The 22,371-nt window shown below is 69.0% G+C and carries 13 protein-coding genes; 10 read left to right on the forward strand and 3 right to left on the reverse strand.

Going from position 1 to position 22,371, the window contains the following annotated elements; translation table 11 throughout:
• Positions 1-16: 16 nt before the first annotated feature.
• Both FJ657_RS10065 and FJ657_RS10070 read right to left on the reverse strand, forming a co-directional pair.
• Positions 17-703: a lysoplasmalogenase family protein gene (locus tag FJ657_RS10065; protein ID WP_141163504.1), complete on the reverse strand. Its 687-nt coding sequence runs from the start codon at positions 701-703 to the stop codon at positions 17-19.
• Positions 704-807: 104 nt separating this feature from the next.
• Positions 808-2,541 (reverse strand): NAD+ synthase, encoded by a 1,734-nt coding sequence (locus FJ657_RS10070; RefSeq protein ID WP_141163505.1) that lies wholly within the window; start codon positions 2,539-2,541, stop codon positions 808-810.
• A 35-nt stretch (positions 2,542-2,576) separates the two neighbouring features.
• Here FJ657_RS10070 and FJ657_RS10075 point away from each other — a divergent pair, with 35 nt between their 5' ends.
• The 9 genes from FJ657_RS10075 to FJ657_RS10115 all read left to right on the forward strand — a co-directional run bounded on the left by FJ657_RS10075 (position 2,577) and on the right by FJ657_RS10115 (position 19,793).
• A complete protein-coding gene (locus tag FJ657_RS10075; protein WP_141163506.1) occupies positions 2,577-3,914 on the forward strand; it encodes a glutamine synthetase family protein in 1,338 nt (445 codons plus the stop codon).
• A gap of 45 nt (positions 3,915-3,959) precedes the next feature.
• Entirely contained in the window at positions 3,960-6,911 is a 2,952-nt protein-coding gene (locus FJ657_RS10080; RefSeq protein WP_141163507.1) for a bifunctional [glutamine synthetase] adenylyltransferase/[glutamine synthetase]-adenylyl-L-tyrosine phosphorylase, read from the forward strand.
• A 460-nt stretch (positions 6,912-7,371) separates the two neighbouring features.
• Positions 7,372-9,018 carry a glycosyltransferase family 2 protein gene (locus FJ657_RS10085; protein WP_141163508.1) on the forward strand — a complete coding sequence of 549 codons (1,647 nt, stop codon included), beginning with the start codon at positions 7,372-7,374 and terminating at the stop codon, positions 9,016-9,018.
• Positions 9,011-10,459, forward strand: a complete 1,449-nt coding sequence (locus FJ657_RS10090; RefSeq protein WP_141163509.1) for a glycoside hydrolase family 26 protein — start codon at positions 9,011-9,013, stop codon at positions 10,457-10,459. Before FJ657_RS10085 ends, FJ657_RS10090 begins: the two co-directional genes overlap by 8 nt.
• A 110-nt stretch (positions 10,460-10,569) precedes the next feature.
• Positions 10,570-12,012 (forward strand): UDP-glucose dehydrogenase family protein, encoded by a 1,443-nt coding sequence (locus FJ657_RS10095; RefSeq protein WP_141163983.1) that lies wholly within the window; start codon positions 10,570-10,572, stop codon positions 12,010-12,012.
• 241 nt (positions 12,013-12,253) lie between these two features.
• Entirely contained in the window at positions 12,254-12,664 is a 411-nt protein-coding gene (locus FJ657_RS10100) for a PNPOx family protein (protein ID WP_141163510.1), read from the forward strand.
• A gap of 64 nt (positions 12,665-12,728) precedes the next feature.
• On the forward strand, positions 12,729-13,376 hold the full coding sequence (locus FJ657_RS10105) for a DUF1345 domain-containing protein (RefSeq protein ID WP_141163511.1): 648 nt from the start codon (positions 12,729-12,731) through the stop codon (positions 13,374-13,376).
• Between the two features lie 452 nt (positions 13,377-13,828).
• Positions 13,829-15,331, forward strand: coding sequence for a hypothetical protein (locus tag FJ657_RS10110; RefSeq protein WP_141163512.1), 1,503 nt, complete (start codon positions 13,829-13,831; stop codon positions 15,329-15,331).
• A 385-nt stretch (positions 15,332-15,716) separates the two neighbouring features.
• A complete protein-coding gene (locus FJ657_RS10115) occupies positions 15,717-19,793 on the forward strand; it encodes a PDDEXK-like endonuclease domain-containing protein (RefSeq protein WP_141163513.1) in 4,077 nt (1,358 codons plus the stop codon).
• Here FJ657_RS10115 and FJ657_RS10120 read toward each other — a convergent pair.
• Complete coding sequence (locus FJ657_RS10120; RefSeq protein ID WP_141163514.1) at positions 19,790-20,980, reverse strand: hypothetical protein; 1,191 nt, start codon at positions 20,978-20,980, stop codon at positions 19,790-19,792. The genes FJ657_RS10115 and FJ657_RS10120 overlap by 4 nt on opposite strands.
• 105 nt (positions 20,981-21,085) lie before the next feature.
• On the opposite strand from FJ657_RS10120, the gene FJ657_RS10125 reads away from it, so the two are divergent.
• Positions 21,086-22,360, forward strand: coding sequence for a tyrosine-type recombinase/integrase (locus FJ657_RS10125; protein WP_181408936.1), 1,275 nt, complete (start codon positions 21,086-21,088; stop codon positions 22,358-22,360).
• The last annotated feature ends 11 nt before the right edge of the window (positions 22,361-22,371 follow it).

Genomic DNA, 22,371 nt, shown 5'->3' on the forward strand with positions numbered 1-22,371 from the left:
GCATCCGACCGTTCCGTCAGACGGTCTCGGCCTCGAGGTGACGCAGTCCGCTGCGGGTTCCGCGTCGCGCCTCGTGCCGCAGCGAGGCCGCGACGAGCAGCGCCTGCGCCAGCAGGTAGAGGGCCATGATGACGGCGTCGGAGAGCGGGCCCTCCAGCAGCCCCGGCACGAAGAGCCGGCCCGCGAGCAGCGAATCGGAGGCGACGAAGGAGGCGCCGCCGAGTGCGAGCACGACCGAGCCGCGGGTCGCGACCGCGGCCATCCCGCCGAGAGCGAGTCCGTACACCGCGAGCGGGATGAGCATCCCGCCGAGATACGGCGCGAGCAGCACGAGCAGCGCGACCCACCAGGCGGGATAGGCGAGCGCCCACCACGACAGCCGGTGGCGGTAGGCCACGAACATCATGGCCAGATAGGCGACGTGGGCGAGCAGGAAGAAGCCGAGGCCGACGGGGAGGTCGCCGATCGTGACGTCACCGATCCAGGAGAACAGCACGCCGGCGAGCAGCAGGACGAGCGGCAGGATGCGGCCGCGACGGCCGATCACGATGATCGGCAGCGCGAGCATCGGCATGAGCAGCGGCTTCGTCGCCGAGTCGATCACGGCCAGCTCGGGCAGCTTGCTGGCCACGTGGACGATCGCGATGACGGCGAACGGCAGGAACGACAGCACCGCGATGCGCGAGCTCGGGCGGTCGGTCACCCCGCGAAGGTATCGCGCGAGGGGGAACGATCGGTCCACCGCGGGCGTGTCCGGGCGAGCGTCAGTGCCTGCCCGGACCCGGGAGCCGCCTCAGCTCGCCCGACTCAGCGCGTCGGTCGGTACGTGATCGGCAGACGCCGGTCGCGCCCGAAGGCCATGCCCGAGATCTTCGGTCCGATCGCGCCCTGCCGGCGCTTCCACTCCGAGCGGTCGACGAGCTTGGTGACGAAGTCGACGGTCTCGGGGTCGTAGCCGGCCTCGACGAGCTCCTCGCGCCCCTGGCGCTGGGTCACGTAGCGCTCGAGCATCTCGTCGAGCAGCTCGTAGGGCGGCAGCGTGTCCTGGTCGGTCTGATCGGGCCGCAGCTCGGCGCTCGGCGGCTTCTCGATCGAGGCGGCCGGGATGGGCTCCACCTCGCCGCGGGAGAGCGCGTGCGCGTTGCGCCAGCGCGCCAGCTCCCACACCAGGGTCTTCGGAACGTCCTTGATCGGCGCGAAGCCGCCCGCGGCATCCCCGTAGATCGTCGAGTAGCCGACCGAGACCTCGGTCTTGTTGCCGTTGGTGAGCGCCAGGTGGCCGTCGCTGTTGGACGCGGCCATCCAGATCATGCCGCGGATGCGCGCCTGCAGGTTCTCGGCGGCGACGCCGGTCAGGTGCAGCTGCTCCTCGATCGGGGTGACGAGGTCGGCGATCGGCTCGACCGAGTAGTGCAGGCCGATCCGTTCGGCGAGATCGCGCGCGTCGTCCTTCGAGCCGTCGGAGCTGTAGCGGCTCGGCATCGATATGCCGTAGACGCGATCGGCGCCGAGGGCGTCGGCCGCGAGGGCGGCGACGACGCTCGAGTCGATGCCGCCCGAGAGCCCGAGCACGACGCTCGGGAAGCGGTTCTTCTCCACGTAGTCGCGGAGGCCCAGAACGAGGGCGTTCCAGATCTGCTCGCGGTCGTCGGGCAGCTCGGCGATGTCGCGCCCGAGCTCTCGACGGTCAGAGGGGGAGTCGGTGTCGATCTCGACGCGCCGCACCGCGTCCGGCAGCGGCGTGTCGGTCGCCGCCTCGGGATCCACGTCGACGATGAGCAGATGCTCGCGGAACTGCGGCGCGCGGGCGAGGATCTCGCCGGCGCCGTCGACCACGACGCTGTCGCCGTCGAACACGAGGTCGTCCTGGCCGCCGACGATGTTCACGTAGGCGACGATCGTGTCCGTCTCGACCGCGCGGCGGGTCACGAGGGGGAGGCGCACCTCGTCCTTGTCACGCTCGAAGGGGCTCGCGTTGACGACCAGCAGCAGGCCCGCATCCGCGCTGAGGACCCGGCCGACCGGGCCTCCGTCGCGCCAGAGGTCCTCGCAGACGATGAGCGCGACATCCACGTCCTTGATGCGCAGCACGAGCAGCTCGTCGCCGGGGATGAACACGCGGTACTCGTCGAACACCGAGTAATTGGGCAGGTGGTGCTTCGCGTAGCGGGCGACGACCTGGCCGCGGTGCAGCACGCTCGCGCAGTTCTGCGCGATCGCCGTCGGGGCGTTCGAGGTGCCGATCAGGCGCGGCGAGTGGGGGCCGTCGGGGTGACCGACCACCACGACCAGCTCGCCGAGTCCGGCCTCGTCGAGTCGGGCGGCCAGCTTCGCGACCGCCTCACCGCTCGCGCGGAGGAATCCGGGCTGCGCGGCCAGGTCCTCGATCGGGTAGCCGGAGAGCGCCATCTCGCCCGCGGCGAGGATGTCGGCGCCGGCGGCGGCGGCGTCACGGGCGGCGGCGAGGATCTGCTCGGTGTTGCCGGCGAGGTCTCCCACCACCGGGTCGGTCTGAGCGAGTGCCAGTCGGAGGCGGGGCATGCCGCTAGCCTAATGACCGAGCAGAAAGGGCCTGCATGGACAAGCAGCGTGACTTCGTTCTCCGCACCATCGAGGAGCGCGGAGTGAAGTTCGTGAGGCTGTGGTTCACCGATGTGGTGGGCACCCTCAAGTCGGTCGCCCTGGCACCCGCCGAGGTCGAGGGCGCGTTCACCGAGGGCGTCGGCTTCGACGGCTCGGCGATCGAGGGCCTGACGCGCACCTCCGAGGCCGACGTGCTCGCGATCCCCGATCCCACGACATTCCAGATCCTGCCGTGGCGCGGCGACGTCGATCCGACCGCGCGCATGTTCTGCGACATCACGACGCCCGACGGTCAGCCGGCGATGGCCGATCCGCGCAACGTGCTCAAGCGCACCCTCGCGAAGGCGGCCGACCGCGGGTTCACGTTCTACACGCATCCCGAGATCGAGTTCTACCTGCTGAAGTCGTCGCAGATGGAGAACGGCCAGCCCGTTCCCGTCGACCGCGCCGGCTACTTCGACAACGTGCCCGGCGGCACCGCGCACGACTTCCGCCGCCGCAGCGTGCGGATGCTCGAAGACCTGGGCATCTCGGTCGAGTTCAGCCACCACGAGGCGGGCCCCGGCCAGAACGAGATCGACCTGCGCTACGCCGACGCGCTCACCACCGCCGACAACATCATGACCTTCCGCACGGTCGTGAAGGAGGTCGCGATCGAGCAGGGCTGCTACGCGACGTTCATGCCGAAGCCGTTCTCCGGCCAGCCGGGCTCGGGCATGCACACCCACGTCTCGCTCTTCGAGGGCGACAGCAACGCCTTCTACGACGCCTCGGGCGAGTACCAGCTCTCGCGCATCGGACGTCAGTTCGTGGCCGGGCTGCTGCAGCACGCGCCCGAGATCACCGCGATCACGAACCAGTTCATCAACTCCTACAAGCGCCTCTGGGGCGGTGACGAGGCTCCGAGCTACCTCACCTGGGGTCACAACAACCGCTCCGCGCTCGTGCGGGTGCCGATCTACAAGCCGGGCAAGGGCCAGAGCGCGCGCGTCGAGTACCGCGCCCTCGACTCGGCCGCCAACCCCTACCTCGCCTACTCGCTCATCCTCGCGGCCGGGCTCAAGGGCATCGAGGAGGGCTACGAGCTGCCGGCCGAGGCCGACGGCGACGTGTGGAACATGAGCGACGGCGAGCGTCGCGCGCTCGGCTACGCCCCGCTGCCCGCGAGCCTCGACCGCGCCCTGCGTCTGATGGAGGAGAGCGAGCTAGTCGCCGAGACGCTCGGCGAGCACGTCTTCAACTTCGTGCTGGCGAACAAGCGCCGCGATGTGGCCGAATACCGCGCCCAGGTCACCCCCTACGAGCTCGCGAGCAACCTCGAGATCCTCTGACCCTCGACCCGCCTGCCGGGTCCGCACGCTGAAACGAGCAGTCGCATGAGCCGCCCCGCGCCGAAGCTGTCGGAACTCGCCCGGCTCGGGTTCTCCGAGCTGAGCGAGGCGGGTCGCCTGATCGGCGAGGTGCCCGAGTCGACGCTGCCGCTGTTCGCCGGCGCGGCGGATCCGGATGCGGCGCTGCGGCTGCTGATCCGGTTGCGGGAGCGCTCGGCTGCGGACGTGGATCGCGTGCTCGCCGACCCCGAGTCGGCCGAGCGTCTCGTCCGGCTGATCGGCGCGTCGGAGGGGCTCGCCGACTTCCTGCTGCGGCGGCCGGAGGCCCTCGACGCGCTCGAGCATCCGCTGCTCGTCCCGCTCGATCACGACGCGGCGCGCGCCGTGCTCGCCGACGCGGTCGACGGGGGAGCGGATGAGGTCGCCTGGGTGCGCCTTCGGGTCGCCTACCGCCGCGAGCTGACCCGTCTCGCCTCGTGGGATCTGTCGAGCTCCGACGCCGTCGCCGTGCTCGACACGGTCGCCGCCGGTCTCGCCGATCTCGCGAGTGCCGCGCTCGACGTGGCGATCGAGATCGCCCGACGCGCGAGCCGCTTCCCGGCCGAGCAGGTCGCCGCCACCCGCTTCTCGATCATCGCGATGGGCAAGACCGGCGCGCGGGAGCTCAACTACCTCAGCGACATCGACGTGATCTACGTCGGCGACGCGCGCCGCGACGCCGACGGCACTCCGGTGCTCGGCGACGACCGCGCCGTCGAGATCGCGACCCGCCTCGCGATCGACACCCAGCGCGTCGTCAGCGAGCTCGCGGTCGAGCCGGCCCTGTGGGAGGTGGATGCGAACCTCCGCCCCGAGGGCAAGGACGGCGCGCTCGTGCGCACTCTCGACTCGCACCGCGCCTACTACGACCGCTGGGCGAAGAACTGGGAGTTCCAGGCCCTGCTGAAGGCGCGACCGGTCGCCGGCGACGCCGACCTCGGCGACGAGTACCTGCAGCGCATCTGGCCGCTGGTCTGGACGAGCGCCGGCCGCGACGGCTTCGTCGAGTCGGTGCAGGGGATGCGCGAGCGCGTCACCGACAACATCCCGGCCGACGAGGTCGACGTGCAGATCAAGCTCGGCCCGGGCGGACTGCGCGACGTCGAGTTCACGATCCAGCTGCTGCAGCTCGTGCACGGCCAGCACGACGAGAGCGTGCGGCGGCGGTCGACGCTCGATGCGCTCGAGGCCCTCGCCGGCAGCGGTTACGTCGGCCGCGCCGAGGCGGCCGAGTTCTCGCGTGACTACCGCACCCTGCGCGTGCTCGAGCACCGCATCCAGCTCAGCCGGATGCGCCGCACGCACCTCATGCCGCGCGATCCCGATGCGCTGCGCGCCCTCGCCCGCACGAGCGGCCTCGCCGCCTCGGGCGACGCCCTCATCGAGGCGTGGCAGCGGATCAAGATCGAGGTGCGCGGCCTGCACGAGCGGCTCTTCTACCGTCCGCTGCTCTCCGCCGTCGCGGGTCTGCCCGACGAGGACTTCCAGCTCACCAGCGAGCAGGCCGAGGCGCGGCTGTCGGCAGCCGGCTTCCGCGATCCGCGCGGGGCGCTGCACCACATCGCCGCGCTCACCTCCGGCGTCTCGCGCCGCGCCGCCATCCAGCGCACGCTGCTGCCGGTCATGCTCTCCTGGCTCTCCGACGGGCCCGATCCCGACTACGGCCTGCTCGCCTTCCGCCGACTCAGCGACGATCTCGGCGAGGCGTACTGGTTCCTGCGGATGCTCCGCGACTCCGCGGGCGGCGCCCGTCGCCTGACCGACGTGCTCTCCAGCTCGCGCTTCGTCGGCGTGCTCTTCGAGCGCTTCCCCGAGGCGGCCGCCTGGCTCGAGAACGACAGCGAGCTGCGTCCGCGCTCGGCCGCGCTGCTCGCCGAGGAGACCGCGGCGACTCTCGCCCGGCACCGCGGTGACGTGGATGCGGCCGCCCTCGCCCTGCGCACCGCCCGACGCCGCGAGGTGCTGCGACTCGCCCTCGCGGGGATCGTCGGCGTGATCACGGTCGAGGAGCTCGGACGCAGTCTCAGCGAGATCACCGCGACCCTGATCGACGGCATCCTCACCCTCGCACGACGCGACACCGAGGGGCTCGAGTTCGCGGTCATCGCGATGGGGCGCTTCGGCGGCGGCGAGCTCGGCTTCGGCAGCGACGCCGACATCCTCTACGTGCACCGGCCGACCAGCGCGACGCCGGAAGACGCGCAGAAGCAGGCCGAGAAGATCGTGCGCGAGCTGATCCGCCTCAGCGAGGATCTGCGCCTTCCGCTCGAGCTGGATGCGGGCCTGCGCCCGGAGGGCAAGAACGGCCCGCTCGTGCGCTCGCTCGACTCCTACCGCGCCTACTACGCGCGCTGGTCGCTCACGTGGGAGGCGCAGGCGCTGCTGCGGGCGAGCGTCGCCGCCGGCGATCGCGATCTGGCCCTCGACTTCCTGCACATGGCCGACGACATCCGCTACCCGGCGTCGATCCCCGAGGCGGATGTGCGCGAGGTCAAGCGCATCAAGGCCCGGGTCGAGTCGGAGCGGCTGCCGCGCGGCGCCGACCCTGCACGGCACCTCAAGCTCGGTCGCGGCTCGCTCAGCGATGTCGAGTGGCTGGTCCAGCTCATCCAGCTGCAGCACGCGGCCGCGGTGCCGGCGCTGCGCACGACGTCGACACTCGACGCCCTCGCGGCTGCCGTGGCGGCCGACCTCGTCTCCGCCGCCGATGCCGATCGCCTCCGTGACGCCTGGTTGATCGCCTCGCGCGCCCGGTCGGCCCTCACGCTGTGGACGGCGAAGACGGGCGATGTGCTGCCGACCGAACGCCAGGCGCTGGAGGGCGTCGCGCGGCTGCTCGCCTACCCGGCCGGGGGAGCGAACGCCCTCGACGAGGACTACCTGCGCACCACCCGCGTCGCGCGTCAGGTCTTCGAGACGCTGTTCTACGGGCCGCGGCTGTCGTCGACGCAACGCTGACCTCAGCCCCTCCCGCGCTCACCCGTCCACCCGCGACACGCCCGACATCGGCCCGCGAGAGCGCGTGAGCAGAACTTTCTTTCACTGATTTCGGCCTCACCGCTCTCGTCCCCCGAATGAGGGTCGCACGTACCCCGATCGAGCGGCGGCGGGATCGGGACACCCGCCGCCCGCGAGGACAGCGCGCCGCGACGCACGGTTGCGAAGGCATTCTGACCGGGGATTTCGGCGGGCGTCACAGAAGTGCCGACGGCAGAAATGCGGACACGGGCCAGCGCGTCAGCCATTCGCCCGACCGGGGTAGACCGGTCATCCGCGTCGACCTCGACACGCCAGCGGGGGCGACCGAGGGGTGGTCTTGCGGTTTCACCCGCCGACTGCTCAGGATGGGCGCACCTGCAGCACCGTCCAGGTCCCCGACGTCGCGGACACCCCTCCCGTCGCGTGAAAGCGGGGTCTCGTGTTCATCTTCATCCTGCAGCTCCGGCACCTGATCGAAGGCCACCCGGCGATCTACCTCTTCGCCGTCTACTCGGCCCTGATCTGGCTGCTCTGGCTCGTCAAGACCGTCATCTCGACCCGTTACCGGCCGTTCACCGGCACCTACTCGGGCACCACGAGCGTCGTCGTCCCGGTGGTCGACGAGCCGCTCGACCTGTTCCGCGACGTCATCGGCCGCATGGTCGAGCAGAAGCCGAGCGAGATCATCGTCGTCATCAACGGCGCCGAGAACCCCGGGCTCGTCGAGGTCTGCGACGAGTTCGCGCCGCTCGTGCGCTGGGTGCACACGCCGATCCCGGGAAAGCGGAACGCCGTCAAGATCGGCACCGAGCTCTCGCGCGGCGACATCACGGTGCTCGTCGACTCCGACACGGTGTGGACCGAGAACACGCTCTCCGAGCTGGTCAGGCCCTTCGCCGACGAACGGGTCGGCGGCGTCACGACCCGCCAGCGCATCCTCGACCCGCAGCGCAGCTGGATCACCCGCTGGGCCGACTGGCTCGAGAACAGCCGCGCGCTCTACTCGATGCCGGCGCAGAGCGTTCTCGGCCAGGTCGGATGCCTGCCCGGACGCACGATCGCGTTCCGCCGTCGCATCCTCGAGCAGGTCATGCACGACTTCATGACGCAGAAGTTCCTGGGCGTGTTCCTCGAGGTCAGCGACGACCGCACACTGACGAACCTCACGCTCAAGGCCGGGTACCGCACCGTGTACCAGTACACGAGCCTCGTCTACACGGATGCGCCGCTGCAGCTGAAGAAGCTGTTCAAGCAGCAGCTGCGCTGGGCTCGCGGAAGCCAGTACAACACCCTGCGGATGCTGCCGTGGATGCTCGGTCACGCGCCGGTTCTCGCCCTGTTCTTCGTCATGGACATCCTGCTGCCCTTCCTGCTCTACGGCGTGATCCTCGGCTGGATCTACCGCTCGATCACGGGGCAGGGCTACGACTTCTATCGCGCGATCCTCGACGAGTACGGGCTCTCGACGGGGCTCATCTGGGTGCTCGGCCTCATGGTGGTCTCCTCGGTGCTGAGCATGGGCATCCGGCAGCTGCGGCACCTGGCCGAGAAGCCGAGCGACTTCTTCCGGCTGCCGTTCTTCATCATCGTGTCGACGCTGTTCCTCATGCCGGTGCGGCTGCTCGGCTTCGTGCGGATGGCGCACGCGAGCGGATGGGGAACCCGGGCCGGGGCGTACTCGGGCGGTGCGGATGACGTGCCCGCCGCGCCGCAAGCCGCATCCGCCGCAGCTCCGATCCCGATGCGCGGTACCCAGCCCGCGTCGGATTCGTCGGTCACGTCACCGCCCGTCACCGCCCCCGAACACGTCGGCTCCGGTGCCGGCGCGACCCTCACCGCGACCCGGACGACGACCGCGCTGCGGCCGATCACCGCCATCCGACCGCTCAGCACGACCGACGAGCTCGAGACGAGGACGCACAGTGCGCAGCTCGTCGCGGCGGTGACGACCAGCGCGCCCGCCGCACCGGCCTCGACCTCGAGCAGGCCGATTCGGGCGCGCCGCCGCCGACCCAACCCCTACGCCGCGATCCCGTACCTGATCGCGGCCGGCATCTTCGCGCTGGAGGCGATCTTCCTTGTCTAGAGCCATCACGAACGCCCTCGCCCCCGCCGCACAGTGGTGGGCCTCGAGTCGGCGCAGCGCCCGCGGCGCCCTCCTCGGCGCCGTCACCCTCGTCGCGTCGCTCGCGACCGTCACCGGAGTCATCTGGGTCTCACCCGGCTCACCGGCCCAGCGCGTCGACCGGGTCGTCGCCGACATCACCGGGGTGCAGCGACTCACCGGGGAGCGCAACCAGCTGCTGAGCGATTCGGTCAGCAGCCGCAAGAAGCTCGACGAAGCCAATGGGAAGGTCGCGCGCGCGGCGTCCCGCGAGGAGGCGCTGCGCGCGCAGATCGCGTCGCTCAAGGGACAGGTGCAGTCAGCCCGCGCCGAGCTCGCCGACGCGAAGGCGGCCGCGAAGAGCGCGGGCAGCGGCTCGTCCCGATCCGCCGGGGCGAAGAACCCGAGCGGCACGGGATCGCCCGGCTCAGCGACGCCGGCGGCACCCGCGCCGATCGTGACCCCGACCCGCGAACAGCTCATCCAGCCGGCATCCCCGTACTTCGGCCTCTATACCGCCCAGTCGCCCTTCAACTGGGCCGAGTACGACGCCACCGCGAAGAAGGTCGGGGCGACGCCGAACCTCGCCGGCTTCTTCTCCGGCTGGGACGAGGACTTCCGGGCGAGCGGCGTGACCCGCGCCTGGAAGCACGGCGCCCTGCCGCTCGTCACCTGGGAGTCGCGCCCGATCGGTTCGGCGAACGACCAGAAGGAGGAGCCCGACTACACCCTGTCGTCGATCATCGGCGGATCCCACGACGCCTACATCACGCAGTTCGCGCAGGACGTGGTGGCGACCGGGCTGCCGTTCGTGCTGCGCTTCGACCACGAGATGAACGGCGACTGGTACCCCTGGGCCGAGGGCGTCAACACGAACACGCAGGGGCAGTACGTGCAGGCGTGGCGACACGTGCACGACATCTTCGAGCGCGAGGGCGCGAACCGCTTCGCGATCTGGAACTGGGCGCCCAACCGCATCGACAAGCTCGCCGCCGACCGCAGGGGCCTCGACTACCTCCGCTCCCTCTATCCCGGAGACGAGTACGTCGACTGGGTCGGGATGTCGGGCTACCTCCGTCCGCCTTTCAAAGCGAACCAGGAGATCGGCTTCGACCAGACCTTCGGCGCGACGCTGACCCAGCTGCGACAGGTGGCGCCCGGCAAGCGCATCCTGCTCGCCGAGGTCGGCGCCTCGGAGGTGGAGGGGCACAAGCCCGACTGGCTCGCCTCGTTCTTCCGCGGGCTCGACGACCCCGCCAACGCCGACATCGTCGGGTTCTCCTGGTTCAGCCTCACGGTGAGCAGCAAGGTCGACGGGGTGCTGGCCACCAACGACTGGCGGGTCGACTCGACCGCGGCGTCGATCGCCGCGTTCAAGGCCGGGCTGAATGCGCCCGGCGGGCGATTCAGCGGCGGGGGATGAGCGGCATGACCGACGACAGCACGCCACGAGCCACCCCGCACGACCCCGGCCAGCACGATCCGCATGATCACGACGCCAGCCAGCACGATCCGACCGAAGGGAGCAGCACGATGAGCACCGACGACAGCACGAACGAGGTCTCCACCCCGCTCGCCGACACCGCACCGGTTCCCGCCGATGACCGCGCGACCGCGCCGCGCATCAGCGTGATCGGCAGCGGATACCTGGGCGCGACCCACGCCGCCGCCATGGCCGAGCTCGGCTTCGAGGTCGTCGCCGCCGATCCCGACGCCGCCAAGATCGCCGCCTTCCAGGCCGGGGTCGTGCCGTTCTACGAGCCCGGCCTGGATGAGCTCCTCGCTCGGCATCTCGACAGCGGCCGCCTGCGCTTCACGACCGACACGGCCGACGCGGTCGCGGCCGCCGACATCCACTTCGTCTGCGTCGGCACGCCGCAGCGCGCCACCAGCCACGCGGCGAACCTCGACTACGTCGAAGCCGCCGTCGCCGAGGTCGCCCGGTCGCTCACCCACGACGGCGTGATCGTCGGCAAGTCGACGGTTCCGGTCGGAACAGCCGAGCGGATGCGTGAGCTCGCGACCGCGCTCGCGCCGGCGGGCATCGACGTCGAGCTCGTCTGGAACCCGGAGTTCCTGCGCGAAGGCAAGGCCGTCGGCGACACCCTGCACCCCGACCGCGTCGTCGTCGGCGGGGCCAGCGCCCGCGCCGAGGCGCTGCTGCGCGAGCTCTACGCCGGGCCGATCTCCGAGGGCGCCGCCTTCGTCGCCTGCGACCTGCCGACGGCCGAGCTGGTCAAGGTCAGCGCCAACGCCTTCCTCGCGACGAAGATCTCGTTCATCAACGCGATCGCCGAGATCTGCACGGCGGCCGGCGCCGACGTCCGCACCCTCGCCGACGCGATCGGCTACGACCCGCGCATCGGCCGCGCCTTCCTCGACGCCGGGCTCGGCTTCGGCGGCGGCTGCCTGCCCAAGGACATCCGGGCGCTCATGCACCGCTCGGGCGAGCTCGGTGCACTGCAGGCCGTCGGGCTGCTGCAGCAGGTCGACGAGATCAACATGGGTCAGCGGCAGAAGGTCATCGACATGACGCTGCAGGCCGCGGGCGGATCGGTGCTCAACCGGCGCATCGGCGTTCTCGGAGCGGCGTTCAAGCCGCTGACCGACGACGTCCGCGACTCGCCGGCACTCAATGTCGCGGCCGCGCTCCACTTGCGGGGCGCGCAGGTCGGCGTATTCGACCCGGCCGCGGGAGAGACCGGGCGCCGAATGTTCCCGACGCTGAGCTTCGTCGACGGCGTCGCCGCGGCCGCCCAGGCCTCCGATGTCCTGCTCGTGCTGACGGAGTGGGACGACTTCTCGGATGCGGATCCGGCCGAACTGGCGCAGGTCGTCCACCACCGCACGGTGATCGACGCCCGCAACTGCCTCGATCGCGGCGCGTGGGAAGCGGCGGGCTGGACGGTCATCGGCCTCGGAGTCGGCGACGCCCCGCACCTCCCGTCGTCGGCCCCGGTCTTCGCGGTCGCCTGACGCACCCCGGCACGCCGCACCCGCCCATCCCTCCACCCGCTCCGCCGGTTCCGTCCGCCCGTCCAGACGATCCGCCGACCCTGTCGGAAACTCAGGCAGAGGGCTCGTCTCCGTGCTCGATCGCGCCGAGTACGCGCCCTCCAGCGAGACCGTGCCTGAGTTTCCGACAGCGGGCAGCGAGCGGTCGACCGCGCTCGACCGGCCGTATCGCGGCGGGTCGGGGCGGCGTAACGCCGGCGTCATGGATGCCCGCCGCGGCTGGCTGCGCTTCATCGGCCGACGCCTGAACCCGCTCACGCTCGCCGCCGCGCGGAGGGGGAGCGCGCCGTTCACGATCGTCCGGCATCGCGGTCGCCGATCCGGCACGATCTACGAGACGCCCATCATCGTCGCGCGACGCGGGCCGGACTTCGCCGCCGAGCTCACCTACGGGCAGTCGGTGCAGTGGTACCGCAACATCCGTGCGGCCGGAGGCCGGTGCGAGCTCGCGCGCGGAGACGAGGGCTGGCAGATCGAGAGCGTCGAATCGCTTCCGGTCGCCGAAGGACTGGCCGCCTACGGGCCGCCCCGATCCTGGGTTCTCCGTCTGCTGCGCCGGCACGAGTTCCTGCTGCTCCGCGTCGAGGGCTCGGGCGGCGACGCATCCGACTAACGACACGACACGGTGATGAGGTCGTGACACCGCGACAGAGCCGCGTCGTGACGAGAATGAGGCCATGACCTCGTCGCCTGCGCGCCGCCTGCTGATCCCGGTCGCCGTCGTGCGGCTCGTCGTGATGGCGTCGGTCGGCATCGCCGTCGCCCTCGTCGTCGGATTCTTCGGAAGCTGGACCTACGCGCCCGTCGCGGGCTGGATCGCCGCCGCGCTGCTGTTCGTCGTGTGGGTGTGGCTCGTCGTGCTGCGATTCGACGCCGACGCGACCGAGACGCACGCCACCCGCGAGGACCCCGGCATCGTGCCCGGCGAGATCCTCGTGCTGCTCGCGGCGCTCGCCTCGGTCGTCGCGGTCGTGCTGCTCATCCTCGAGACCCGCGCCGGCAGCGACAAGCTCCTCGCCGCCGGGCTCGGCTTCGCGAGCGTGGCGCTGTCGTGGACCCTCATCCACACGCTCTACACGCTGCGGTACGCGCGCATCTACTACTCGGAGCCCGTCGGCGGGATCGACTTCAACGACGACGAGAAGCCGCGCTACATCGACTTCGCGTACGTGTCGTTCGACCTCGGCATGACCTCCCAGATCAGCGACACCTCGCTGCGTACCTCGCAGCTGCGCGGCATCGTGCTCGGCCACACGGTGCTCTCCTACGCCTTCGGCACGCTCGTGCTCGCCTCGACGATCAACGTGATCGTCGGTCTGGCCTGAGGTGATCGTCGGTCTGGCCTGAGCCGCGGGTCGTCGGACCCGCGCGGCGCACCGCACGACTCGCCTCGACTCTGACTCGCTCACCTCCTGACGACGACGGCCGCCCACCCCGAAGGGAGGACGGCCGTCGTGCGGATCGCGGGATCAGACCCCGAAGTACAGCTCGCATCCGAGAAGACCGGCGCATGGCCGAATCCCACCGACAATGGGGTACCTCGAACGACATACGACGACATCCGGCGACGATGACTTGTGTAGGGCGGCTGTAGGGCGTGGACTCGGGCGTCTCCGGCCATCATTCCGCAGCCGACGCCTCTCGGCTGTGGGCGGCGGCTGCGCGCCTTGCGCTCTCGCTACGAATGCGCGGTGCCCGCCCGCGTCGCCGACGAAGGGGGTGCGCAGGCGAAGCGACGTCTGGTCGGAGGCAGGAACTACTCGAGAATCCCGAGTAGTTGTTCAGGGCTCCCGAGAACTCCTGGTCGCTCGACGGCCCCGACGACACGATCCCCGTCCCCAAGTACGCGGCACCGTCGCCGAGCCCCAACGTCATCGTCGTGTGCTCTCCGGGCGACACCGGTGATTTGGCGTTGCTCTGGACCCTCCGCGCAGCCCACGGAGACCATTTCGCGTTGCCCATCGGCATCCCCGCCGCGGAGTTCACGAAGGACGTGCTCGCATACATCCGCCAGCAAGTCACCGAAGACCACCCTGGCTGGCCCCAGGCGTTGTACGTGACGAGCACGAGCGTCCCCATCACCGAACTCGCCGCCCAGACGCCCGATTCCGCGCCGTCGCCCATCCACTTCGAGTTCGTCGCCCCGCGCCAGGTCATGACGCTGGGTCGCGCACCAGGGTGGAACCGCGACGAGGTCCTCCTCTGGCACGAGGGTGCGGCGACGTTCGTGCCGTTCACCGACCGACGGGTGCAGCGTCAGCGCGAGCAAGGTGGGTTCTCGCCGCGAGCACTGTTCGAGGTCGACGTACGCCTGCCCGCCGACCCGCTACCCAACCCGCTTGACGTGCGAACACGCGCCCCCAACGTCCGCTACGCAGCGGGCGCCGTGACGCACCGTGCGACCCTCAGCGGCGACGAACCGATCGAGATCGCGTGGCCGAGCAAGATGCTCATGCTCCGCACCGTCCTCGACGCCCGCGGCCTTGACGCCGAGCCATCGGAGCCTGGCACGGCTTGCGTCACCGCGCTATCTGACTTCCGCAACTACTGGGAGATTGGCAACCTCGCACATGAGCCGCTCCTGCGCCTCCTCGACGACATGGCATCGCAGAACAGCGCGGCCTGGGCGAAGCGGCAAACGCGCACACCCCGTGACCAACGACTCTCCGGCGAGGTCCCCGCATCCGTCGACGACCTGGCCGAACGCTCCTACGAGAAGTTCAAGGAGCGCCTAGGCAACAACACCCGCGCCACCAACGAGTGGCTGAACTGGGCCGAACGGTCGGGCGTTGTCATCCGGGGGTTCTCCACGCGATGCCTGCATTGCCAGTCCAAGCAGTGGATCCCCGTCAGCGCCTTCGCCCTGCCACTGATCTGCCGCGGGTGCGGCAAACCGATGGAGTACCCGTTCGAGAACCCCAACCTGGTGAAGTTCAGCTACCGGCTGAGCGAGCGGATGAGACGCGTCTACGAACACGACGCGATGGGCCACCTGCCCGCGCTGCGCTACTTCGCCGTCCTCTACTTCGTGGGCGGCGGCAGGGTCGACATCATCGGCCTCCACCCGGGTATGAACGTCCGCGAGGCCCGTGGCGGCAACGGCGTCGGCGAGATTGACCTCACGATGCTGTTCCCGAACGGCAATGTCGTCCCCGTGGAGGCGAAGCGCAGCGCCGGCGCCGTGGGGGGCTACGGAGATTGCAAAGCTCGATCGAATCGCTCGGCGCCTCGGCGCTTCCTGGTCCGCCTTCGCCGCCTGCGGCTATGCCAAGGACGCTGATCCGAACTTCCACACCGTCGAGGGACTCCGACCCGACGTGGACCATCCTCGCTTCGCCCTCACGTATGACCGCCTGCTCGACCGCCTCCCGCACCGCATGGGCCGGGAGAACCCCTTTGCGTGGGTGCCGCTCTCCGAGGAACAAGTCGCGGAGCGTGAAGCCGCGTTCGTTACTACCCTCGCGCAGGGACCGATGGGTGAACCGCGCGACTGGCTTGAGCACTCGATGCTTCGTCGCGACGACTGAGGACCGCGACTCCTTGCTCGGAGCAATGCGCAAGAGACTGAATGGCACGCAGCCTGCGTGGAGCCTCGGAGTGGGTCTTCGTCGTGTCGTCGCCGTGTGCGATGCTGACCATTCGCGGCAAGATGAGAGGTAGCCAGCTTGAACGACGAGATTTCCGATTCGCTCGCAACGGCATCGCGAGAGTGGCGAAACGGGCTGATCGACGTCGGCGGAAGCAACCGCCTGTTGTACTACCGCAACACCGCCGCAACGCTCGTGCTCGACGACTGCCCGCCGCGAGTGCTTGCCCGGTTCCTCGGCGGCGAGACGGTTCGGCTCTCCGAGCTCTATCCGTCGGCTTTGGATCTCGAACGGGCTCAGAAGGCATGCGCTGCGCTCGCGCGGAAGCAACGCGAGGCGGTGGAGGAATACGGGATCTCCGTCACATCGCTCGCCGCGGGGCTGGCGTCGTGGGATCCGGAGGGTAACCCGGATCTCGTCGAGGCCGAGATCGAAGAGGACGAGACGACTGCAGAGGTTCCTCGGAAGAAGCCGACCTACACGCGCCCCAGGTCGCCCGTTCTTCTGAGGTCGGTGGAGATCGAACTGCGAAGAGGCGCCCAACAGTCATGGGATCTGCGACTGAACGACGATTTCGCCCTCAACGGCGTGATGATGCACGTCTTGAACGCGGACCGCGAGCGGCTCTCCGACGATCTCCTCGCCGACATGGACGACGATTCGCCCGACTCGATCCGCGACGCCTACGCGGACGTCGAGTACGCCTGCGATGACGTCGCCGACTTCTCGATCGAGCCGACGCTGCTCGTCGGGGCGTTCAGCTACGTGAAGCAGCCGATGGTGGACGACATCAGCGACGTCGACGCGCTGGCTGAGTCCGACTTGGTTGCGGCTCTTGCGGGCGATGCGGCGGCCGCGGAGCGGATTCGTTCCGTGAGCGACGGTGTCACCGACGAGCTCCCGGACCTCGTCCCCGTTGACGCTGAGTATCTCGTCTTAGACGCCGACTCGAGTCAGAGCTATGTCGTGAACGCGGCACTCGCCGGACGAAACCTCGTGGTGCAGGGGCCCCCGGGAACTGGCAAGAGCCAGACGATCGCCAACATCATCGCGACGTCCGCGGCCTACGGCCGAAAGGTCCTGTTCGTCGCTCAGAAGCGTGCCGCCGTGTCAGCGGTGCTCGATCGTCTGGAGAAGGTCGACCTTGGGCACGTCGTGCTCGACTTGTTCGCGGCAGCGAGCTCCCGCAGGTTCATCGCCGAACAGCTGCAGGAGGCCCTCGATCGGCAGGCGACGGCAGGTCAGGCGAACACACAAGAGCTTCACTTCACCCTCGGCTCGACGCGCGACCGATTGGTCAGGCACAACCGAGCGATGCACTTGCCAACCCGCGGTTGGGGGTTGAGCGTCTCGCAACTGCTCGCACGAGCTGCGGGTCAGCCCGACGGCGTGACGAGCGCCACCCGTCTTGACGTTCCCACCTTGAACCAGTGGTCGGAGAGCGACGCCATCCAAGCGCGCGCAGCCGTGGTCGAGTTGGCGAGGCTCGGAGCCTTCGATGCGGACTGGAACGTTGCCGGGGGATGGGCGCCAGAGCACATCACTACGGCGGAGATCCTGCGTGCGACGCAAGAACTGCTCGGAGAACTGTCGCGAGACCTAACTCCGAGGCTGACCGCCACAACGGATGTGCTCACGTCCGCGAACCTGCCTCCTCTCCAGAGCTTCCAGGACCTTGAAGTCGCTGGCGGGTTCATGGAGCGAGTCGAGCGCGTGGCCGGCATGGTGCCGCAAGCGGTCGAGCAAGACATCACGCTCGACGATCTGCGACAGGCGTTGACGATCGTAGACCGTGCATACCGGAAGTCTTCCGGCATGCGCCTGGCGAGTTCCCAGAAAAAGTCGGCGCGCGAACTGGTGCGCAAGCTCGTAGGTCACCTAGCAAGGCGAGACCGCGGTTCAACTCTCCGCGCGGTCGTCGAGCTCCGAGAGCAATGGCCTGCCGGCACTCCATCGCGACCGGACGAGGGGTGGGCCCAAATCTGGACTCAGGCTGGACTGTTCCGCGACGGTCTGAGCCGCTTGTCGACCTACTTGATCGACACGGACCTGGTGACCAGCCCGACTACGGGCCTAGTTGAGAAGCTTCGTGGCCTCGCAGCCGACAGAAGGCGTGCAGCGATGCCCCAGGTGGCAGCTATGAAGGGCTCGCTCGAGGGCAGGGGAGTCGAGCCCCTTCTGCAGGAGCTCGCGGACCGCATGGACGTATCGCATCAGGGCACGGAGCTGGCCGGATGGATCTTCGACGCCGCCGTCACCTCGACTCTCCTCGACGAGGCGCTGTTCTTCGACCCGGAACTCTCAACGGTCTCGGGCGCCGATCTGGATCAGGCTGCACGCGACTTCCAGAGGGCCGACCTCGACCACCTTGAGGCGAACGCAGTCAGAGTGCGCCGCCGCGTAGCCGAGGCGCTCAAGGTCGCCCTCGACGAACATCAGGATCAGCACCTTCTTCTACGGAAGGAAGTGACGCGGCGCGCGCGGTTCACTCCGGTTCGACGTCTCGTGCGGGATCTCGGAGATGTCATGCTCTCGGCAAAGCCGGTGTGGGCCATGAGTCCGCTCCAAGTATCCCGGTTGCTCCCGCGCCAACAGATCTTCGATGTCGTGGTGTTCGACGAAGCGAGTCAGGTGAAGCCCGCGGACGCGATCCCCGCCATCCTGCGTGGCCGCCAGCTCATCGTCGCCGGCGACAGCCGGCAGCTTCCCCCGACTGAGTTCTTCACCAAGACCCTCGGGGATGACGACGACGCTGATGATCGCGACGAGGACTTGGGCTTCGAGGCCACTCTGCCGAGTGCTCAGCCGTCGCGAAAGCTCGGATCGTTCACTCGCGACGCCGAAAGCATCCTGTTCGCTGTAGACCGGCTACTGGCTGGCCAGTCCCGGAGCTTGCTCTGGCACTACCGGTCGAGGGACGAACGTCTTATCGCGCCGTCCAACCGGTTCGTGTACTCGAACTCGCTGACCACGTTCCCCTCGGCCGACACCCCAGACGCCATCACCCACACGCAGGTGGCCTACAGTCCTGGCATCAACGGCGGGACCAACAGCCCCGACGCCGAGGTCGCCGAGGTCGTCGCCGCAGTGAAGCGACACGCCAGCGAACATCCCGACGAGTCGATCGGCGTGATCGCCTTCGGCATCAAGCATCAACGGCGGCTCGAACTTGCTCTGGACGCCGAGTTCGCCGCAGACCCGAACCTCCTCGAGACCTTGAACTCCAAGGAGCCCTTCTTCGTCAAGTCGATCGAGCGCGTTCAGGGCGACGAACGTGATGCGATCCTCCTGACCGTCGGATACGGACGCGGGCAGGACGGAGTGCTTCGGTTGTTCTGGGGTCCGCTTCTTCAAGCCGGGGGAGAGCGGCGGCTCAACGTGGCGATCAGTCGCGCGCGGCTGCGGCTCACGCTCATCTCAAGCTTCGGGCCAGACGACCTCGCGGCTGACGGACACGACAGCCCCGGCTACAAGCTCATGTACCAGTTCGTCCGCTTCGTCGCCTCGCGCGGCGCAGAGCTCGGAGACGGACCCAACAACGGCGTAGCCCTCAACCCTTTCGAGATCGACATCCGCGATCGCCTCCAGGAGGCCGGGCTTCACCTTGACGCTCAAGTTGGAGTCGGCTCCTACCGAATCGACTTCGCAGTTCGTCACCCGGTCATGCCCGGCAGGCACATCCTGGCGATCGAGGCAGACGGCGCGGCATATCACTCGGGACACATCGCCCGCGAACGAGATCGACTGCGTCAACAGCTTCTAGAACGACGCGGGTGGACCTTCCACCGGATCTGGAGCACGGACTGGTTCAACGACGCCGATGCCGAGGTCCAGCAGGTCCTTCGGGCGGTCGAGCAGGCCCTGGAACGCAACTCGAAGGCGACGTCAGAACCCGTTGCCGATGTGCCCGGCGCTTGGGAGCTGCCGATCGGAGAGCGGACACTGCCCAAGCCCCGCTTCTATCCGTATGCGTCTATCGACGACTACACAGACTCGACATTGCGAGACGTTGTGGCCTGGGTTCGCAGTGACGCGGTGGTGAGGAGCGCGGACGACGAACTCTCCGTCGTCATGGAAGCACTCGGATTCCAGAGGCGGGGCGTCAAGATCGTCCGACGGATTCGCGCGGCGCAGATCGCGGCCAGCCGGATCTAGGGTCTCGGTTCGCTCGTACGGCGTTGCCGCTCTGGCACGTCGTCGACCGCGTAGCGGCGGAGTTCGCGCACCCGGTCTGGCGAGACGCGTCCAAGCAGGCGGCGGGAGAGGACGGCTTCGGCGATCGCCTTGACCCCCGCGATGGCGTCTGTCGTGGCTGCCCAGGAATGGCCGTGTGCGATCTCGCTGCGCACGTTGTAGAGCCGTCCAACTCCGCCGACCATGTTCGGCGTGGTGTCCAAGATCGCGGCGACCATCGTCTTCACGGGACCGATCTTGTGACCGCCGGGTTCCAGTGCCACGGCTTCCACGCATAGCCAGTAGCTCAGGAACCGCATGACCGGGTCCGACTCGCGATCCGCCCGCCAGTACCACTGAGCGGCGGTGCGTACACGGTCCCGCTCGGGCTCCGTGTGCTCGCGGTTGATCTTGAAGGCGACATCGAGTGCATGATCCAGTTCCGGGCCGACCGCGTTTCGGAACTGGGCCTGCGCTTCCCACATGAAGGTGGGCCCACCCATGAGCCGATTCCAGTGCCAGTCGTCGAAGACGGCGCCGACCTCCTCGGTCACGACCGGGCCGAGGATGCGCTCTCCCCAGAGCAGGTCCATCGTGGCCGTCAGTGGTCCCGTGCGGCTCCGTCCGAGGGTCAGCTTCTGCGCGTAGGTCAGCGAGTCGGCATCAGGCAGTCGGTAGAGCAACTCGACGAAGTTGCCAGGCGGGGTGGTCTCCTGGTGAGCAGAGATCTGGATCTGCACGTCCGGATCTGGATCATAGCGACCTTGGCCGCCCTGCCACGTCACTTTGCCCCACTGGGGAATCAGCCACTTGCCCTCTCGGCGGTGTGGCATTGCGTTGGGGAACCTGGTCTCACCCCAGGTGACCTCGTAGTTGCCGAACTGGATCCGGAGGTTACCGCCGTCGATCCGAAGCTCAGGACCGAAGACGGTGCGGATCGTCTTGTAGACGATCCGGTAGCCCGGCGCGCCGTCTCCCGCTGGGTGCTCGTCGTCCGACATTTGCCACGCGGAGAAGGACTGCTCATCTGGCAGGTCGGTGTTGCGCTGCCAGGCGGCGATGAACTCGTCGAGACCCTTGAGGTCCTCTCGCCGCACGTACTCGAACGACCCATCGGCGTGGTGGAGACGTGCTCGCGGATCCAGATCATCAGGCACGCTCTCGCTCACGTAGCGAAGGTAGCTGACGTCTGCATCCGATCCGAAAAAGCTCGCTGACCGGGTCATTCAGCGCGGTTGCACATCCTCGGCGTCATGCCGCGCATAGACCCTGGCATGGAGAACACCAACAACAACCACCACGAGGGCAAGAGCCTCAGCAGCGCCGGCCGGCCCAAGCTCGCCGTCGGCGCGATCGGCAAGATCGCGTTCACCGACATGTCCGGCAAGCTGCGCGGGCGCGCCAGCACGCGCGACGCCGCCGGCAGGCTGCGCCGGCTCGAGGCGTTCGGCGCGTCCGCGGACGAGATCGAGCGGAAGCTCCTGCGGCGCGCGACCCAGTTGGCCCTCAAGGCGGGCGAGCTCACCAGCGCCTCCAGCCTGTCCGAGCTGCTCGAGGTCTGGTACGACGAGATCGTCCTCACCCGGGAGATCCGGCCGCAGACGGTCCAGATGTACCGCACCAAGATCAACCGGCTCACGAAGTGGTACGAGGCGCTCGCCCTCCAGGAGCTGCGCGCCCACCGCATGCAGTCCTTGGTCAACGACCTCGGGCGCAAGGTCGGGCGTAAGGAGTTCCGCACCCTGATGTCGATCCTCCGCCAGGTCTTCCGCTACGCGGTGCGGGCTGAGCTCGTCGCGTACAGCCCGATGGGCGCCCTCGAGCAGGTCCGGTACGAGAGCAAGAAGCCGGTCGCGCTCTCCATCGAGCAGGTGCAGGTCTTCCGCCGCGAGTTCAACGCCTACGTCCTCGAGGGTGAGCGCCGCTCGAACCGCCGCCAGTCCCAGCTGGTGGTCGACATCATCCTCGGCGTCGGTGGCCTCCGGATCTCCGAGGCCCTCGCGATCCGGGTCGGCGACGTCGACTTCGACCGGAACACGGTGAACGTCAACGGCACCCTCGTCTACCTGGCCGGGCAGCCGCTGGAGCGCCAGCCCAAGCTCAAGACCAAGGGGCAGGAGAGGGTCGTGCGCCTGTTGCCCGACGGGATGGGCATGCGGGCGCTCCGGGCGGCGTACGAGTCGCTCGCGCCGGAACAGCGGGACGCCAACATGCCCTTGGTGCGGCGGATCTCGACCGTCGGGGTCGAGACGCCGTGGATCAACCCGTCGATCATCGGCACGCACTTCGACGCGGTGACGAAGCGGCCCGCCGTGGTCGAGGCCCTCGCGAAGACCGGGCTGATCGTCAAGCAGCTGACCCCGCACACGCTCCGCCGGTCGGTCGCGACCGTCGTCAGCCGCGCCTCCGGCGACGACGCGGCGTCGGCGCTGCTCGGGCACTCCGACTCGCGGACCACCCGGCAGTCGTACATCGCCCCGACCGTGAAGGTCGTGGACGCCGCCGGCCTGGACGACCTGTTCAGCTTCGAGGAGAACCCCCGCACGTAGTCCCGACAGGC

The sequence above is a fragment of the Schumannella soli genome (assembly GCF_006517435.1).
Classification (GTDB): domain Bacteria; phylum Actinomycetota; class Actinomycetes; order Actinomycetales; family Microbacteriaceae; genus Schumannella; species Schumannella soli.

What these genes read in the sequence shown, in the direction of transcription:
- FJ657_RS10100 (WP_141163510.1), top strand. Translation starts at nt 12,254, where the DNA reads ATGGATGCCCGCCGCGGCTGGCTGCGCTTCATCGGCCGACGCCTGAAC.
- FJ657_RS10080 (WP_141163507.1), top strand. Translation starts at nt 3,960, where the DNA reads ATGAGCCGCCCCGCGCCGAAGCTGTCGGAACTCGCCCGGCTCGGGTTC.
- FJ657_RS10105 (WP_141163511.1), top strand. Translation starts at nt 12,729, where the DNA reads ATGACCTCGTCGCCTGCGCGCCGCCTGCTGATCCCGGTCGCCGTCGTG.
- FJ657_RS10095 (WP_141163983.1), top strand. Translation starts at nt 10,570, where the DNA reads ATGAGCACCGACGACAGCACGAACGAGGTCTCCACCCCGCTCGCCGAC.
- FJ657_RS10075 (WP_141163506.1), top strand. Translation starts at nt 2,577, where the DNA reads ATGGACAAGCAGCGTGACTTCGTTCTCCGCACCATCGAGGAGCGCGGA.
- FJ657_RS10070 (WP_141163505.1), bottom strand. Translation starts at nt 2,541, where the DNA reads ATGCCCCGCCTCCGACTGGCACTCGCTCAGACCGACCCGGTGGTGGGA.
- FJ657_RS10125 (WP_181408936.1), top strand. Translation starts at nt 21,086, where the DNA reads ATGGAGAACACCAACAACAACCACCACGAGGGCAAGAGCCTCAGCAGC.